This window comes from Leifsonia xyli subsp. cynodontis (assembly GCF_050632205.1).
Lineage (GTDB): Bacteria > Actinomycetota > Actinomycetes > Actinomycetales > Microbacteriaceae > Leifsonia > Leifsonia xyli_D.
The window spans coordinates 973,779-989,426 of record NZ_CP192578.1 but is presented as its reverse complement, the minus strand read 5'-3'; the positions used below and the strand labels follow the sequence as shown (position 1 = coordinate 989,426).

Annotated in this window: 14 protein-coding genes and 2 pseudogenes; 6 read left to right on the top strand and 10 right to left on the bottom strand. The window is 71.5% G+C overall.

What is annotated here, in order from left to right:
* Positions 1-16: 16 nt before the first annotated feature.
* Positions 17-700, bottom strand: coding sequence for a tRNA (guanosine(37)-N1)-methyltransferase TrmD (gene trmD / locus ACQ86M_RS04915; RefSeq protein WP_431247257.1), 684 nt, complete (start codon positions 698-700; stop codon positions 17-19).
* Between the two features lie 24 nt (positions 701-724).
* A complete protein-coding gene (locus ACQ86M_RS04910) occupies positions 725-1,936 on the bottom strand; it encodes an MFS transporter (protein WP_431247256.1) in 1,212 nt (403 codons plus the stop codon).
* Between the two features lie 46 nt (positions 1,937-1,982).
* Between ACQ86M_RS04910 and ACQ86M_RS04905 the strand changes: the two genes are divergently transcribed.
* Complete coding sequence (locus ACQ86M_RS04905; protein WP_431247255.1) at positions 1,983-2,651, top strand: GntR family transcriptional regulator; 669 nt, start codon at positions 1,983-1,985, stop codon at positions 2,649-2,651.
* A gap of 12 nt (positions 2,652-2,663) precedes the next feature.
* Here the strand turns inward: ACQ86M_RS04905 and ACQ86M_RS04900 are convergent, their stop codons facing one another.
* The 4 genes from ACQ86M_RS04900 to rpsP form a co-directional block, all read right to left on the bottom strand.
* The gene (locus tag ACQ86M_RS04900) at positions 2,664-3,056 is read right to left on the bottom strand and encodes a hypothetical protein (RefSeq protein WP_431247254.1); all 393 of its coding nucleotides are present in this window, start codon (positions 3,054-3,056) and stop codon (positions 2,664-2,666) included.
* 67 nt (positions 3,057-3,123) lie between these two features.
* On the bottom strand, positions 3,124-3,768 hold the full coding sequence (gene rimM / locus ACQ86M_RS04895) for a ribosome maturation factor RimM (RefSeq protein WP_431220985.1): 645 nt from the start codon (positions 3,766-3,768) through the stop codon (positions 3,124-3,126).
* Between the two features lies 1 nt (position 3,769).
* Positions 3,770-4,000 carry an RNA-binding protein gene (locus tag ACQ86M_RS04890; RefSeq protein WP_431220984.1) on the bottom strand — a complete coding sequence of 77 codons (231 nt, stop codon included), beginning with the start codon at positions 3,998-4,000 and terminating at the stop codon, positions 3,770-3,772.
* A 5-nt stretch (positions 4,001-4,005) separates the two neighbouring features.
* Positions 4,006-4,479, bottom strand: a complete 474-nt coding sequence (gene rpsP / locus ACQ86M_RS04885) for a 30S ribosomal protein S16 (RefSeq protein WP_431220983.1) — start codon at positions 4,477-4,479, stop codon at positions 4,006-4,008.
* A gap of 181 nt (positions 4,480-4,660) precedes the next feature.
* Here rpsP and ACQ86M_RS04880 point away from each other — a divergent pair, with 181 nt between their 5' ends.
* From ACQ86M_RS04880 to ACQ86M_RS04865, 4 genes are all read left to right on the top strand, one after another.
* Positions 4,661-5,797, top strand: a complete 1,137-nt coding sequence (locus tag ACQ86M_RS04880) for a glutamate--cysteine ligase (RefSeq protein ID WP_431220982.1) — start codon at positions 4,661-4,663, stop codon at positions 5,795-5,797.
* A gap of 59 nt (positions 5,798-5,856) precedes the next feature.
* Positions 5,857-6,525 (top strand): SGNH/GDSL hydrolase family protein, encoded by a 669-nt coding sequence (locus ACQ86M_RS04875; RefSeq protein WP_431247253.1) that lies wholly within the window; start codon positions 5,857-5,859, stop codon positions 6,523-6,525.
* Between the two features lie 35 nt (positions 6,526-6,560).
* Entirely contained in the window at positions 6,561-7,274 is a 714-nt protein-coding gene (locus ACQ86M_RS04870; protein WP_431247252.1) for an SGNH/GDSL hydrolase family protein, read from the top strand.
* Between the two features lie 92 nt (positions 7,275-7,366).
* A complete protein-coding gene (locus ACQ86M_RS04865) occupies positions 7,367-8,116 on the top strand; it encodes an SGNH/GDSL hydrolase family protein (protein WP_431247251.1) in 750 nt (249 codons plus the stop codon).
* 19 nt (positions 8,117-8,135) lie between these two features.
* Here the strand turns inward: ACQ86M_RS04865 and ffh are convergent, their stop codons facing one another.
* Genes ffh through ftsY form a run of 3 tightly spaced genes read right to left on the bottom strand, consistent with a single transcriptional unit; the run spans position 8,136 to position 11,154 of the window.
* Complete coding sequence (gene ffh, locus ACQ86M_RS04860) at positions 8,136-9,716, bottom strand: signal recognition particle protein (RefSeq protein ID WP_431247250.1); 1,581 nt, start codon at positions 9,714-9,716, stop codon at positions 8,136-8,138.
* Between the two features lie 49 nt (positions 9,717-9,765).
* On the bottom strand, positions 9,766-10,269 hold the full coding sequence (locus ACQ86M_RS04855; protein ID WP_431247249.1) for a DUF2004 domain-containing protein: 504 nt from the start codon (positions 10,267-10,269) through the stop codon (positions 9,766-9,768).
* A gap of 9 nt (positions 10,270-10,278) precedes the next feature.
* The gene (gene ftsY / locus ACQ86M_RS04850; RefSeq protein WP_431220976.1) at positions 10,279-11,154 is read right to left on the bottom strand and encodes a signal recognition particle-docking protein FtsY; all 876 of its coding nucleotides are present in this window, start codon (positions 11,152-11,154) and stop codon (positions 10,279-10,281) included.
* 36 nt (positions 11,155-11,190) lie between these two features.
* Between ftsY and ACQ86M_RS04845 the strand changes: the two are divergent.
* A pseudogene (locus ACQ86M_RS04845) lies at positions 11,191-11,984 on the top strand (CHAD domain-containing protein).
* 5 nt (positions 11,985-11,989) lie between these two features.
* On the opposite strand, the pseudogene ACQ86M_RS04840 reads toward ACQ86M_RS04845, so the two are convergent.
* Positions 11,990-15,567: pseudogene (locus tag ACQ86M_RS04840) on the bottom strand (AAA family ATPase); the annotation flags it as partial.
* Between the last annotated feature and the right edge of the window lie 81 nt (positions 15,568-15,648).

Genomic DNA, 15,648 nt, shown 5'->3' with positions numbered 1-15,648 from the left:
CCGGCGCCGGCGGACGTCAGCTCAGGAGATCGGGCCGCACGGCGCGCGTGCGGGCGAGCTGCTGCTCATGCCGCCACGCGTCCACGGCGCCGTGGTTGCCGGAGAGCAGCACCGGCGGCACCTCGCGACCGCGCCACACGGCGGGCTTGGTGTAGCTCGGGTACTCGAGCAGGCCGTCCTCGTGCGACTCCTGCACCAGGCTCTCGGGGTTGCCGACGACACCGGGGATGAGCCGGCCGACCGCTTCGATCATCGCCATGGTGGCGACCTCGCCGCCGTTGAGGACGTAGTCGCCGATGCTCATCAGCCGCACGCGAGCGCGCGAGGCGGTCTCGTCGAACACGCGCTGATCGATGCCCTCATAGCGCCCGCATCCGAACACCAGGTGCTCCTCCTGCGCGAGCTCGCGCGCGGTCGCCTGGGTGAAGACCTCGCCGGCGGGTGACGGGAAGATCACGACCGGGTCGGCCGCCCCCTCCAGGATGCCGTCGAGCGCCTCGCCCCACGGCTCGGGCTTCATGACCATCCCGGCTCCCCCGCCGTAGGGCGTGTCGTCGACGGTCCGGTGCCGGTCGTGCGTGAAGCTGCGCAGGTCGTGGACGCCCAGCTCGATCAGTCCGGAGTGACGGGCCTTGCCGAGCAGCGAGATGTCGAGCACATCGAAGAAGGTCGGGAAGATCGTGACGATGTCGATGCGCATGACGGAAAGTCTAGGAGGCGCGCCCTAGGCGGGGACGACAGCCAGCTCGCGGTCGCGCGGCACGAGCGGCGTCGCGACGGCCGGGCAGACCGCCACCAGCGCGAAGGCGACCGGGTAGCCCAGCCAGCCGATGAGCGCCCCGACGGCAGGTCCGACGACCGACGCGGCCAGGAACTGGCCGGTGTTCTGGGCGCCGAGCGCGCGTCCCGACCAGAACGGCCCCGCGATCTCGGCCACCGACGTGTACGCGAGTCCGTTGTCGGCCACCGTCACGATCGCGGCGACGATGAGGACGACGGCCGCGGCCACCGAGCCGAAGGCCGACGCCGCCGCCATCAGCAGCATGACGCCGACCGCGCACAGCGAGACCCAGCGCAGCGGGCGGAGGTGGCTGCCGACGCGGTCGCTGAGCACGCCGATCCCGATCCGGCCGATCGCCCCCGCGAACTGGCTGACGCCGATGACGATGCCGGCGGCGAGGGACGAGAAGTGCAGTTGCGAGACCAGCCAGACGAGACCGAACGTCGAGACGGTGAACTGCGGCACCACGAGCAGCATCGAGACCGAGTGGATGCGCCACAGCAGCGATGTCTCGCGATACGGCCGCCACACGGCCTGGGGATGCGCCTCCCCGCCGTCCGCTGCACGGCGCGGAGGACGCGGCGGGTCGACGATACCGACGGCGCACAGCACCGCGGACACCCCGCACAGCACCGCGGGGACCACCAGTGCCGCCGCGATGCCGCCCGCGGCCGCCAGCAGCGGGACGCTGATCGCGGCGACGGCGACGCCGAGCGGCTGGCACATCTGACGGATGCCCATGGCGAGTCCACGGCGCTCCTTCGGGAACCAGCCGATCACGACCCGGCCGGAGGCGGCGTTCGGGCTCGCCGACGCCATCCCTCCCACCAGGAACAGCGCGCCGAGCGCCACGTAGGAGTCCACGAACATAGCGGCGACGGCCGCGAGTGCGGTGACGGCCAGGCCGGAGGCGATGACCCAGCGCTCGCCGATGCGGTCCGACAGCGCGCCCCACGCGATCAGGGTGATCACCAGGCCGAGGGTCGGCGCCGACGCGAGCAGACCGGCCTGCGCGAGACTCAGCCCGCGCTCGGTGTGCAGCAGCGGGATGAGGAACGCCGGCGTCGACACGAACACGGTCGAACTAGCCTGCGCAAGCACGCCGAACGCCAGCATCAGCCAGGGACGGGGACGGCGTGCGCGGGGATCGGTCATGGGTATACCCTAGCGGTATACCAGGCCGGTATACCAAGGAGGATCCATGGCCCAGGACGCACACCCCGGCGAACCGCACGGCGTCTACGGCCGCCTGCGCGGCCAGATCCTCGACCTCGACCGGGTGCCCGGTTCCCGCCTCACTGAGCGCGGGCTGGAAGCGGAGCTCGGCGCGTCACGGACCCCGCTCCGTGCGGCCCTGATGCGCCTCGAGGCGGAAGGGCTCGTCGCGCGCGACGGCCGCGGCTGGCAGGTCTCCCCCATCGACCTCGGCGAGATCGCGCGGCTCAGCGAGCTGCGGGATGCGGTAGAGACGGCGGCGGTGCGCCTGAGCTGCGCGCGCGCCGATGACGACGAGATCGCCGCGCTGGCCGCGCACCTCGAGCAGTTCGACGGTGATCGCCCCGCCGAGGAGGCCGTGAACGCCGGCACGGAGTTCCATGTGCGCCTCGCCGCGCTCTCGGGCAACCACTTCTTCGCCGACGCCGTCGACTCGGCGATGACCCGGCTCGCCCGCTCGCGCTGGCTGGTCGCGCGCGACGAGGAGGCGTGGGCGGAGCACCGCGAGATCGTGCGGCTTCTCGGTGAGCGGCGGGCGGATGCGGCGGCCGAGCTCATCCACCGGCACATCGTCGGCACGCACCAGCGGCTCCTGGCGGCACTGGATGCGGACGCTCGCGCCCTCCGCGGGCGCGGCCTGGCCATCGTGTCCTGACGCCTCGGAACCTTACTCGAGCACGTCGGTCACCGGGATGATGCGCACGAGGGCGTCCGCGCCCGAGTAGACCTGCGGCGCGCCGCTCAGCAGCGCGTCGGCATGCAGCCGGGTCAGGGCGATGAACTCGGCCGCCTCGGTCCGGGCCCAGCCGAGCTCGTCGGCGACCCGCCACGCGGTGCGGCGCAGCACCCGGTCGCCGAGCAGGCGCACCGGTAGCGCATCCGCTCTCGTGAGGATCTCGGTCGCAGCAGCGCGGTCGCGCCGGCCCTCCACCACGTCGGCGTGCAGCAGCGACAGCGTCTGCGAGCGGATCAGGGTCGGTGCGAGCAAGCCCTCGGCGCCGCTCCAGCGGGCCTCGGCGAGACGGATGGCGGCGGGAGCGTCGATCACGTAGGCGGTCATGCCGCATTGTGGCCGCAATCGGCGGGGAAAAGGAAGAGGGCGACCCTTTCTGGTCGCCCTCTGAGTTCTAGCTCTCGCCCTCCGGCTGGCCCGGCTCGGCGGCCTCCGGCTCGGCGGCGGCCGGCTCGGGATCGTCGTCCGGCAGCTCCTCGAAGAGGCCGGCCGGCGGCGTCAGGGTGACCGTTCCCGCGGCGATGTCGACCTCGGGCACGATCGCCTTCACGAACGGCACGAGCACCTCCCCGTTCGCGGTGGCCACGGCGAGCAGATCCTGCGCCGGCAGGTGGTCGACCCGCGCGATGCGTCCGACAATCACGCCGTCGCGGACGGCGTCGAGCCCGACCAGCTGGTGGTCGTACCAGGCGTCGTCCTCGTCGGGCAGCTCCTTCTCGTCCTGGCTCACCCACAGGATCGCCTTGACGAGCGTCTCGGCCTCGTTGCGGTCGTCCACGCCGGCGAAGAATCCGACCGGGTGGCCGTTGTACCAGCGCAGCTCGCGCAGTTCGAGCGTCTTGCCGTGCCACTTGGATGCCGTCGGCACCTGCAGCGTGAAGACCGCGCCCGGAACGAACCGCTTCTCGGGCTCGTCCGTGTACAGCTCCACTTTCAGTGCGCCCTTGAGGCCGTGCGCCTTCGTGAGGCGCCCCACGCGCAGCTCGGTCTGACCGGGCCGGGGAGCGACCTCCTTGCGGGGCAGTTTGTGGTCCGCCACCTCAGTCGTCGACGACGTCGACACGGACGCGCTTGCCGTCGGCAAGCGCCGCCACCAGCGTGCGGAGGGCCTTGGCCGTGCGGCCGGAGCGGCCGATCACCCGGCCGAGGTCCTCGGGATTCACGCGAATCTCGAGGACCTCGCCACGCGGGGAGCTCTTGGCCACGACGTGGACGTCGTCAGGGTGATCGACGATCCCCTTGACCAGGTGCGTGAGCGCGGGTGCGAGCAAGACGGTCAGGCCTTCTCGTCGGACGCGTCGTCCGCGATGGCCTGGGCCTCGGCGACGACGTTGGCCTCGGCGGCCTCCTCGCGCTCGACCTCGGCCTCGACGACGGCCTCGGCCGCCGCGGACGTCTTGTCGGCCTTCGGCTTCAGGACCGGCTTCTTCTTCTCGTCGGCGACGAACTCCGCCTTGCCCTCGGCGACCTTGACGGTGCTGACGGCGTTCTTGTCGCCCTTGAACTTGCCCCAGTCGCCGGTGAGCTTCAGCAGTGCGGTGACCTGCTCGGTCGGCTGGGCGCCGACGCTGAGCCAGTACTGCGCGCGGTCGGAGTCGACCTCGATGCGCGAGGGCTCCTCGGTCGGGTGGTACAGACCGATCTCCTCGATCACGCGACCGTCGCGCTTGGTGCGCGAGTCGGCGACGACGATGCGGTAGTACGGAGCGCGGATCTTGCCCAGGCGCTTCAGACGGATTTTGACAGCCACGATTCTCCTGTATGAGTGGATGAGTTGTGTCGAACTGACTGCCGTGGGCGTGGGGGCACACTCGGCAGGAGGTCTAGTGTTCGTCCTCCGCGCCGGATAGAGGGTCGGGCACGGTGAACTCAACTAGCTATTCTGTCAGACATTGCGCCGCTTTGAACAATCGGATGGACGGACGAGACGTATGCAGATCGAATTCTCGGAGTCCGAGCGCTCCACCGTCGGCGTCGAGTGGGAACTGGCGCTGGTGGACGGCGCGACAGGCGACCTCGTGCAGATCGCCGACGAGGTGCTCCGGGAGCTGGGAACGGCCGACGGGAGGGAGCACCCGCAGATCACCCACGAGCTGCTCCTGAACACGGTCGAGCTGGTCAGCCGGGTGCATGCGACGGTCCCCGCCGCGATCTCCGACCTGCAGGAGCTCATCGGCCTCGTCCGCGAGGTCACCGACCCGCTGGGCGTCGAGCTCATGTGCGCGGGGACGCATCCCTTCGCCCAGTGGTTCGACCAGAAGGTGACGCCGAACGAGCGCTACGACCGCCTGCTCGACCGCACGCAGTGGTGGGGGCGGCAGATGATGATCTGGGGCGTGCACGTGCACGTCGGGATCGACTCGGTCGACAAGGCGCTGCCGATCGTGAACGGGCTGCTGACCTACTACCCGCACCTGCAGGCCCTCAGCGCCTCCAGTCCGTTCTGGGCGGGCGCGAAGACGGGCTACGCCTCCAACCGGGCACTGATGTTCCAGCAGCTGCCGACGGCCGGCCTGCCCTGGCAGTTCGGCACGTGGGCGAACTACGAGGAGTACGTGCAGGACCTCGTGACCACCGGCGTGGTGGAGGACCACTCGGAGGTGCGCTGGGACATCCGCCCCTCGCCCAAGTGGGGCACCGTCGAGATGCGCGCCTGCGACGGCCTCTCGACGCCGGACGAGGTGGGGGCCGTCGCGGCGCTCATCCACTGCCTCACCGACCGGATGGCCGGACGGCTGGACGACGGGGTGGAGCCGGTCACCCTGCAGCCGTGGTTCGTGCGCGAGAACAAATGGCGTGCCGCCCGCTACGGGTTGGACGCGGAGATCATCGTGGCGCCGGACGGCAGCGAGCGGCTCGTGTCCGACGCGCTCAGGGAGCTGGTCGACGACCTGCAGCCGGAGGCCGAGCGGCTGGGATGCGCCGACGAGCTCGCGACGGTGCTCACCATCCTGGACACGGGCGCCAGCTACCAGCGGCAGCTCGCCGTCGCGGAGCAGAACGGCGGCAGCCTGCAGGCGGTCGTCAGCTCGCTGACCCACGAGCTGCGCAGCGGATTGCGGCGCTGAGCCAGGAGTAAGGGCCCGGCGAGGAGCTAATCCATAGGGACTGCGAGTACCGTGTCCTCATGCTCGCCCGACGTCCTCTGGCCGCAGCGGCGACGGTGCTGACCGCCGCTCTGCTGGGGCTGACCGCGCTGTCGGGATGCGCGACCTCCGGGGCCGCGGACGCGGCGGGCTCGTCGACCGGCCCCGCCTCGGCGGAGCGCGTCGCCATCATCGGCGATTCGATCGAGTCGGGGCTGGGGCTCGAGCCGTCGGAGAGCTGGCCCGCCCTGGTGGCCGCCGATCGCGGATGGCGGCTCGCGAATCTCAGCGTGCCCGGCGCCGGGTTCGTCGCGCAGGGCTCGGACGGCGACGACTTCTCCGGCCAGGTGAGCGCCGCGATCGCGTCACACGCGGAGCTGGTGCTGATCGGCGCGTCGGACAACGACCTGGGAACCGACGTGACGCAGGTCGCACAGGCGATGCGGGCCGCGGTCACCCGACTCCGCACCGCGCTGCCCGACGCCCGGATCATCGGATTCAACGCCCTCACGGGCCAGGCGGGCGACACCGACCTGGGGCCGCTCAACGCGGCGCTGAAGCAGGCCGTCTCCGACGCCGACGGCAGCTGGCTCGACCTCGGCCAGCCCTACCGCGACGTGGCCGGCCTGGTGCAGGACGACGGCGAGCATCCCACGCTCCCGGGCCAGCAGGCGATCGCGACGCTGGTCGAGGCGAAGCTCGACGCGTGAAACGGCACCCCCGCGAACCGGATAACGTTGGACACGTGACGACCCGACGCCTCCCCCGCGCCCACTTCGCCACTGTCGCCCTCGCGGCCGGTGCACTCCTGACGGCCCTCACGGGCTGCTCGACGCTGGCATCGGCCTCCCCGACGGCCCAGCCGTCGCCCGCGCCCAGCCCGACCAGCACCCGGCACTCGGCGACCGTGACCGCGGTGGCGATCGGCGACTCGATCGCGATTGGGAACGGCGTCCCGGCCGACGACGCCTGGCCGCTTCTCGTCGCCGACCGGTTCGGCTGGACGCTGAGCGACTTCGCGGAGAGCGCCGCCGGGTTCACGGTGAAGGGTCTCAACACCCATACCTTCGACGACCAGGTCAGCGCCGCGATCCGGCTGCACCCGGAGGTGGTGCTGATCGCGGGCACGCGGAACGACGTGTTCGCCGGAACGCCCGCGCTGAAGACCGCCGTGACGTCCGCGCTGCAGCGGCTGCGGACCGCGCTCCCCGACGCGCGCATCATCGGCGTCGGCCCGCTCTGGGGCTCCGAGAAGGCCCCGGCGCAGATCGCCGTCATCGACAGCACCGTGAAGGCGGCCGTGCTCGCCGTCGACGGAACCTGGGTCGAGCTCGGGCAGCCGTTCGAGGGGCGATCCGATCTCGTCCAGGCGGATCACGTGCACCCGACGGTCGAGGGTCAGCAGCTGCTCGCGCAGAAGATCGCGAACGGGATCGCGTCCCAGTCGTCCCAACGCTGATTCGTCCAGCCCGGGTGGCGTACCACCACTCAGCTGCTCGGGGAAGCGCAGTCACAGCGATTTCGCAGCCTGGAGCGTTTAGCATCACACGCGTGCGCACCCTCACCCGACGACGTCCGCGCCCCGACGGCTCCCGACTCGCGCTCCTCGCGCCCGCGGCCCTGACCGTCGCACTCCTCGCGCTGGCCGGGTGCTCGGCGACCACGCCGGCCCGTCCGGTCGCGGCCCAGGCGCAGTCGACGGCGATCGCGGCGCCGGCGGCCGGAACCGCCCACGGCAGCACCGCCCCAGTGGATGCCGTCGCGATCGGCGACTCCATCGCCTTCGGCAAGGGCGTCACCGCGGCGCAGGCGTGGCCGGCCCTCATCTCCGCCGACCACGGCTGGCGGCTGACCGACCTCGCCGTCTCCGGATCGGGCTTCGTGAAGCCCGGGTGGAACGGCAGCACCTACCGGCAGCAGGTCGACGCCGCGCTGCGCCTGCACCCGCAGGTGATCCTGCTGGCCGCGACCCGCAACGACCGCGAGCAGGACCCGGCGGCCGTCACCGCGAACGCCGACCGGATGCTGCGGGAACTGCGCGAGAGGTTCCCCGACGCGACCATCATAGGAGTCACCGGCATCTGGGGCTCCGACCAGCCGCCCGCGACGATGACGCGCGTGGACGAGATCGTCGGCGACGCGGTGCGCGACGTGAACGGCACGTGGCTCGACATCGGCTTCCCGCTCGTCGGCCACCCCGAGCTGCTGCAGGCGGACGGCATCCACCCGAACGCGGCCGGGCAGAAGGTCGTGGCCCGCACGATCGAGTCGAAGCTCCGCCCGCTCAACCTCGCGCTGTAGCCCCTCCCGGGCCCCGGGCCTACCGGCCCAGGAACTTCTGCAGCGCGGCCATCTCCTCCTCGGAGGGACCACCGGCCGGGGCACCCTGCGGCGCTCCGCCGCCCAGCCCGAAGCCGCTGCCGCCCGCCCCACCGGCCGCGGCCGGCTTGACGCCGGACGCCAGCGCGGCGTTCTCCGCCGCGCGCTTCGCCGGGTTGCCCGACCGCGAGCCGCTCTTCTTCTTGTTCTTCTGCTGCTTGCGCCCGGCATACGAGGCGCCCGGGATGGGACCCATGCCGGGGACGTTCGGCACGCCGCCCTTGGCGACGGTCTTCATCATCTTCGCCGCCTGCTCGAAACGGGTGACGAGCTGGTTCACCTCGGTGACGGTCGTGCCCGATCCCTTGGCGATGCGCAGACGGCGCGAGCCGTTCAGCAGCTTGGGGTTGGTGCGCTCGGCCGTGGTCATCGACTGGATGATCGCCTCGGTGCGCACGATCTCGCGCTCGTCGAAGTTGTCGAGCTGCTGCTTCATCTGGCCGGCGCCGGGCAGCATCCCCATCATCTTCTTGATGGAGCCCATGTTGCGCAGCTGCTGCATCTGCTTGAGGAAGTCGTCCAGCGTGAAGCTGTCGGTCGCGAACTTCTCGGCGACCTTGCGCGCCTCCTCCTCGTCGAAGGCCTCCTGGGCCTGCTCGATGAGGGTGAGGATGTCGCCGAGGTCGAGGATGCGCGACGCCATGCGGTCCGGGTGGAACGGCTCGAAGTCGTCCAGGTTCTCGCCGGTGGAGGCGAAGATGATCGGGCGCCCGGTCACCGATGCGACGGAGAGCGCCGCACCACCGCGGGCGTCGCCGTCGAGCTTCGACAGCACGACGCCGGTGAAGTCGACACCGTCCTGGAACGCCTTCGCGGTGGCCACCGCGTCCTGACCGATCATCGCGTCGATGACGAACAGCACCTCGTCCGGGTCGGTCGCCTTGCGGATGTCGGCCGCCTGCTTCATGAGCTCGGCGTCGACGCCGAGCCGGCCGGCGGTGTCGATGACGACCGTGTCGTATTGCTTGGTCTCCGCGAACTTCAGCGCATCTTTCGCCACCTTGACCGGGTTGCCGACGCCGTTGCCGGGCTCGGGCGCGTAGACCGGGACGCCCGCCTGCTCGCCCACGATCTGGAGCTGCTGGACGGCGTTCGGGCGCTGGAGGTCGGCGGCGACGAGGATCGGCGTGTGGCCGTCCTTCACGAGCCACTTTCCGAGCTTGCCGGCGAGGGTGGTCTTACCGGCGCCCTGCAGGCCGGCGAGCATGATGACCGTCGGAGGCCGCTTCGCGAACTGCAGCCGTCGCTGCTGACCGCCCAGGATGCCCACGAGCTCCTCGTTGACGATCTGGACGACCTGCTGCGCAGGGTTCAGCGCCTTGTTCACCTCGTCGCTCAGCGCGCGCTCGCGCACCTTGCCCGTGAACTCCTTGACCACCGGGAGCGCCACGTCGGCGTCGAGCAGGGCGCGACGGATCTCGCGCACGGTGCCGTCGACGTCGGACGGCGAGAGCTTGCCCTTGGTGCGAAGGTTCTTGAAGGTGTCCGCAAGACGGTCGGACAGCGAGCCGAAAGTAGCCATGATGAAGAGATTCTATCGGGCGACGTCGGTAAGCCGCCGTGAACGCCGGTCAGTCGCCCGACGTCTCCACGTTGACCACGTCGCCGCGCACGTCGAACGAGACCGTCAGGACCGCGTCGGTCTCGTCGGGCGCGATGGAGTAGTCGAAGGTGGCGAACACCTCGTCCTCGTCGGCGTGGTCCGCCTGGATGACGACGCTCAGCAGCTGCAGCGATCGCAGCACATCGATGGCGATGTCGCCCGAGTTGTAGACGAGGAGGTCGACCAGGCTCTCCCCCAGCTTGTCCACGTGCTCGTCGATGTAGCTGGTCGTCGCGGACTGGCGCGAGCTCAGCTCGGCGATCAGCGCATCCCGCGCCCGGGCGTCGAAGCCCTCCAGCGCCTGGATGAGCGCCGCGGCCGAGTCGAGGGCGAACTCCGGGACCCCGCTCTCGTCGTCCGCCAGCAGCTCGACATCGACGGTCTGGTCGCCCAGCTCCACCGTGTCGTCCCAGGCGAGGCCGCCGCTCGCCGTCTCGTCGATGAGGCCGAAGAAGTCGTGCTCGATCGCCATGGCGTGACCCTATCCCACCAGCTGCTGAGCGAAGACGTGCGGGGTGAATCCGGTCAGGTCGTTGATCCCCTCGCCCTGGCCGACGAGCTTGATCGGGATGCCGGTCCGCTCCTGAACCGCGAGCACGAAGCCGCCCTTCGCCGAGCCGTCCAGCTTCGTCAGCACCAGGCCGGTGACGCCGGCGTGCTCGAGGAAGGCCTCGGCCTGCGCGAGGCCGTTCTGGCCGGTGGTGGCGTCGAGCACTAGCAGCACCTCGGCGATCGGCGCCTGTTTCTCGACCACGCGCTTGATCTTCGAGAGCTCGTCCATCAGTCCGCCCTTGGTCTGCAGGCGTCCGGCGGTGTCGATGATGACGATCTCCGTTCCGTCGCGCTTCGCCTTCTCGACGGTCTGGAACGCGACGGAGGCGGGATCCTGCCCTTGCTGCTGCGGTCGGACGATGTCCGCGCCCGCGCGCTCCGCCCAGGTCGCCAGCTGCTCCACGGCGGCGGCGCGGAACGTGTCGGCCGCGCCCACCACGACCGAGCGGTCGTAGGTGCGCAGGAACTTCGCGAACTTGCCGATGGTGGTCGTCTTGCCCACGCCGTTCACGCCGACGACCAGCACGATCGCGGGACGGTCGCTCAGCTTCAGCGTGGTGTCGAGCTTCGAGAGGCGCTCCTCCATCGTCTCGCGCAGCATCCGCTGCAGGTCGGCCGGATCGGTCGTGTGGTACCGGTCCACCTTCGCGCGCAGGTCGTCGACCACCGCCTCGGTGACGTCCGGGCCGAAGTCGGCGGTGATGAGCGCCGTCTCGAGGTCGTCCCAGGTGTTCTCGTCGATGGTCTTCTTCGCGAACAGCCCGCGCAGGGCGCCCGACAGAGACCAGGGGGTGCGGTCAGCCATGATGATCAGCGTACCGGCGCGGAGTACGGTGTGCTCATGTACGCGCTCGTGAGGGTCTCGGCGGAGCTCGCGGTGCAGCTGGTGGCCATCGAGACGGGTGGCGAGGATGCCGTGCACCAGGCGCGCACGCGCGTCCGGCGGCTGCGCAGCATCCTGGCGGTGTACCGGCCCGCGTTCGACCGGGATGCTGCGGCGGCGATGCGCGCCCGGTTGCGGCGGCTGGGGCACCGGCTCGGCGACGTGCGGGATCTGGAGGTGCGGGCGCGCGACCTCGGCGGGCTGGCACTCGAGGCTGCCGAAGGGCACGAGAAGGATCAGGTCGCGGAGGCGGTCGGGGCGCTGGCGGCGCAGGCGGCCGAGCGGCACGACCGCGCGCTCGACGCGCTCCTCCGCACCTTGCGCTCGCGCGGCAATCGGGAGCTGCTCGCCGACCTCCAGCAGTTCGCCGCCGCTCCCCGCTCAGCGAGGCAGGGGCCGCGCACCCGGCGAAGGTGGCGCGCAAGCGGCTGAAGAAGGCGGTGCGCAAGGTCGTCCGCTCGGAGGGCGAGGCGCTCGAGCAGCGCCACGAGGCGCGAAAGGCCGCCCGTCGGCTGCGCTACGCGGCGGAGGCGGTCGAGGACGACCTGGGCAATCGCGCGCTGCGGCTCGCGACCGCCGCGGAGACCCTGCAGGATACGCTGGGCGACCACCGCGACCTCGTGCTCCTGGCGCGCCACCTCCGCGACAACGACCCCGGCGGCGTGCTCGACGAGCTGGCCGCCTCGTGCGAGGCGCGGGCGCAGGAACGCCTCGGCGACCTCGACGACGCCTACGACGCGATCGAGTGGTGAGTGGGCTAGCTCGCCTGCTCCTGCTCCTGGGCGACGCGCTGGCCGACGACGGCCGAGACGCCGTCTTGCCGCATCGAGACGCCGTAGAGCGCGTCCGCGATCTCCATGGTCCGCTTCTGGTGCGTGATCACGATCAGCTGGCTGCTCTCGCGGAGGTCCTCGAAGATCGTCAGCAGCCGTCCGAGGTTGGCGTCGTCGAGCGCCGCCTCCACCTCGTCCATGATGTAGAACGGGCTGGGCCGCGCCTTGAAGATCGCGATCAGCAGCGCCACGGCCGCCAGCGACCGCTCCCCGCCGGACAGCAGTGAGAGCCGCTCGATCTTCTTGCCGGCTGGCTTCACCGAGACCTCGATGCCCGTGGTCAGCAGGTCGTCCGGGTTCGTCAGGCGGATGCTGCCCTGGCCGCCCGGGAACAGGATCGGGAACACGCGCGTGAACGCCGCCTCGGTGTCCGCGAAGGCGGACTCGAAGATGGTCTGCATCCGCTCGTCGATGTCCTCGATGATGGTCAGCAGGTCTTTGCGTGTGTTCGTCAGGTCGGTCAGCTGCTCGGTGAGGAACTTGTGCCGCTGCTCCAGCGCGGCGAACTCCTCGAGCGCGAGGGGGTTGACGCGCCCGAGCTGGGCGAGCTTCCGCTCGGCGGCGGCGAGACGTTTCTGCTGCTGCTCGCGGACGAACGGGATCGTCTCGACCTCGGACTCGGCATCGGCATCGACGCCGGCTTGCGTCTCGTCGTCGGTATCGTCGACGCGCGCGACATCGACCGGGACGGGGACCTCGGGACCGTACTCGGCGACGAGCACGTCCTCGACCAGCCCGAGCTCGCTCCCCGCGCGCTCCAGCAGGCTGGAGAGGTGCAGCTTCTTCTCGTAGATCTGCAGCTCCAGGCCGTGGACGGACTCGGTGATCGCCTGCAGACGCTGGCGCACCGCGTTCTCGTCGCGCCGCAGTGTCGCGAGCTCCTCGTTCTGGCTGGCGCGCTCGGCCTCGGCGGACGCCAGCTCCAGGCGAGCCTGGGCGACCGAGCGGTCGGCCGACGCGAGCACGGCGGGCAGGGCGGCGATCACGCTCTCGGCCGCGTCGAGCTGCCGCCGCCGGATGACCGCGCGCCGGGCTGCCTCCTCGGCCGCCGCCCGCTCGGCCTCCAGCCGCCGCGCGAGCGCCTCGCCCCTGGCCTGCTCGGCGCGGACGCGCTCCTTGGCCGTCTCCACCGCGAGGCGGGCCTCGACCTCGGCCTCGCGGGCCGCATCCAGCTCGGTCGACATCGCGTCGCGCGCGCTGACGTCCAGGATGGGGCGGGGACGGGAGCGTGCCGCATCCAGCTCGGACTTCGCCTTCTCGGCCGCCTGCTCGGCCTCGCCGACCCGCTCGGTCGCCTGCTCGAGCGCGCGGCTCAGCCGGTCGGATTCGGCCTGCGACGCCTCGAGCTGCACCTTGAGCCGGTTCAGCTGCTCGGTCTGCGCGGCGAGCTTGGCGTCGAACTCACGCAGGGTGGCCAGCGCGGCCTGCGACTGCTCCTTGGCGACCTGCAGCACACCGCGCTGCTCGGCCAGCGCGAACTTCGCCCGGTCGATGAGCGAGGTGACCTCGGTCAGGCGCTCCTGCGCGGCATCCCGGTCGGCGATGAGCTCGATGCGGCTCTGCTTGGCCCCCGATCCGCCCCGGAGCACGTGCTCGGTGAGCACGTCGCCCGCCTTCGTGATGATGGTCACCGGGCCGCCGAGCGCGCGGCCGCGGAACGCCTCGAACGCACGCTGGGCGGCGTCCAGGTCGTCGGCGATGGCGGTGAAGGCGAGGATGCCGCGCACACCCTCCGGCGCTTCGACCACGCCGACCGCGGGCACGACGCCCGCGACTCCCGCGAGATCGACGGACGCCGCGGTCGCGTCCGCGATCACCACTTCGACCCGGCCCAGGTCATCGGCCGCCGCGTGCTCGACGGCGGCGCGGGCGGACGCCCTGTCGGCCGCGAGCACGGCGTCGGCCAGCGTGCCGAGGGCGGCGGCCACCGCGGCCTCGTTGCCGGGGTGCACGCGCACGTGCTCCGCCACCAGGCCGAGCACGCCGTCGAGCCGGGCCGCGACCAGGGCGGCCGAGCCGTCCTTCTGGTCGAGCGCCATCGACAGCGCGCTCGTGCGGGCGGCGAGGGCATCCCGCTCGCGTTCGAGGGTGTGCAGCTCCTCGCGGAGCCTCTCGATCTCGCCCTCCGCCTCGAAGACGACCGCCTGCGCCAACTCGTACGCCTCGTCGAGGTCGCCCTCGCCGACGTCCGCCGTGGCGGCCTCGGCCTCGCGGGCGGCGAAGTCGGCGCGGGCGCGCTCCCGCCGCTCGGTCGCCGCGTCCAGCGCGGTCTGCTGCCGCAGCACCTCGCCGCGGACCGCCGCGAGGCGCTGCGCGGCGGCCTCGGCCTGGCCGTTCAGCTTCGAGATCTCGAGGTCGTGACGCGAGACCAGCGCGCTCTGCGCGGCGATCTCCTCGTCCACGGCATCGAGCCGTGCCCGGGCGGTGCGGGTCGCCGCCTGCGCGGCCGTCCACGTCGCCTCGGCGTCCGTCACCACGCCGCGCAGCCGCTCCACCTCGTCCTGGGCGTCCGTGACGTTCTGCGGGGTGACGCTGGGGCGGGCGTCCGTGGCCTCCCCTGGCTGCCGAGCAGCGCGACGCGCTGGTTCGCCAGGGTGAACAGCCCGCGCAGCCGCTCCTGCACCGACTCGAGGGCGAACGCGGTGCTGCGGGCCGCATCCACGGCGTCCCCAACCTGCGCCTGCTCCAGCCGGGTGCGCCGCAGCTGCTTCTGCTCCAGCTGCTCCTGCAGCACGATCTGCTCGCTGTGCCGCTCCGCCTCCGTACGGCCGTGGTCGTCGAGCGTGCGGCGCAGCGTGACCACCTCGTCGGCCAGCAGCCGGGCGCGCGCATCCCGGACGACCGCCGCGATCGTCTGCGCCTCGCGCGCGATCTCCGCCTGGTGGCCGAGGGGCTTCAGCTGACGCCGGACCTCGCCGGCCAGGTCGCTCAGGCGCGTCAGGTTGGTCTGCATCGCCTCCAGCTTGCGGAGGGTCTTCTCCTTGCGGCGACGGTGCTTCAGGATGCCGGCGGCCTCCTCGATGAAACCGCGCCGGTCCTCGGGGCTGGCGTGCAGCACGGCGTCGAGCTGGCCCTGACCGACGATGACGTGCATCTCGCGGCCGAGGCCCGAGTCGCTCAGCAGCTCCTGCACATCCAGCAACCGGCACGACTGCCCGTTGATCGCGTACTCGCTGCCGCCGTTGCGGAAGAGCGTGCGCGAGATCGTCACCTCGGAGTACTCGATCGGCAGCGCGCCGTCGGAGTTGTCGATCGTCAGCTGCACCTCGGCGCGGCCGAGCGGACCGCGGGTGGCGGTGCCGGCGAAGATGACGTCCTCCATCTTGCCGCCGCGAAGCGTCTTGGCGCCCTGCTCGCCCATCACCCAGGCGAGGGCGTCGACGACGTTCGACTTGCCCGACCCGTTGGGCCCGACGACGCAGGTGACGCCCGGCTCGAAGGCGAAGGTCGTCGGCTGCGCGAACGACTTGAAGCCCTTCAGCGTCAGACTCTTCAAGTACACGCAGGCGAATTTACCGTACGGTTCACGCCGGATCCGCGCCGGAGCGCCGTCGGACGCACCCCCGAGTACGCGAAGAGTGCA

Bases quoted from the DNA above. Each gene is read 5' to 3' on its own strand.
- trmD (WP_431247257.1), bottom strand. From the start codon at position 700: ATGCGCATCGACATCGTCACGATCTTCCCGACCTTCTTCGATGTGCTC.
- ftsY (WP_431220976.1), bottom strand. From the start codon at position 11,154: ATGGCTGACCGCACCCCCTGGTCTCTGTCGGGCGCCCTGCGCGGGCTG.
- ACQ86M_RS04900 (WP_431247254.1), bottom strand. From the start codon at position 3,056: ATGACCGCCTACGTGATCGACGCTCCCGCCGCCATCCGTCTCGCCGAG.
- ACQ86M_RS04880 (WP_431220982.1), top strand. From the start codon at position 4,661: ATGCAGATCGAATTCTCGGAGTCCGAGCGCTCCACCGTCGGCGTCGAG.
- ACQ86M_RS04855 (WP_431247249.1), bottom strand. From the start codon at position 10,269: ATGGCGATCGAGCACGACTTCTTCGGCCTCATCGACGAGACGGCGAGC.
- ACQ86M_RS04910 (WP_431247256.1), bottom strand. From the start codon at position 1,936: ATGACCGATCCCCGCGCACGCCGTCCCCGTCCCTGGCTGATGCTGGCG.
- ACQ86M_RS04905 (WP_431247255.1), top strand. From the start codon at position 1,983: ATGGCCCAGGACGCACACCCCGGCGAACCGCACGGCGTCTACGGCCGC.
- ACQ86M_RS04875 (WP_431247253.1), top strand. From the start codon at position 5,857: ATGCTCGCCCGACGTCCTCTGGCCGCAGCGGCGACGGTGCTGACCGCC.
- ffh (WP_431247250.1), bottom strand. From the start codon at position 9,716: ATGGCTACTTTCGGCTCGCTGTCCGACCGTCTTGCGGACACCTTCAAG.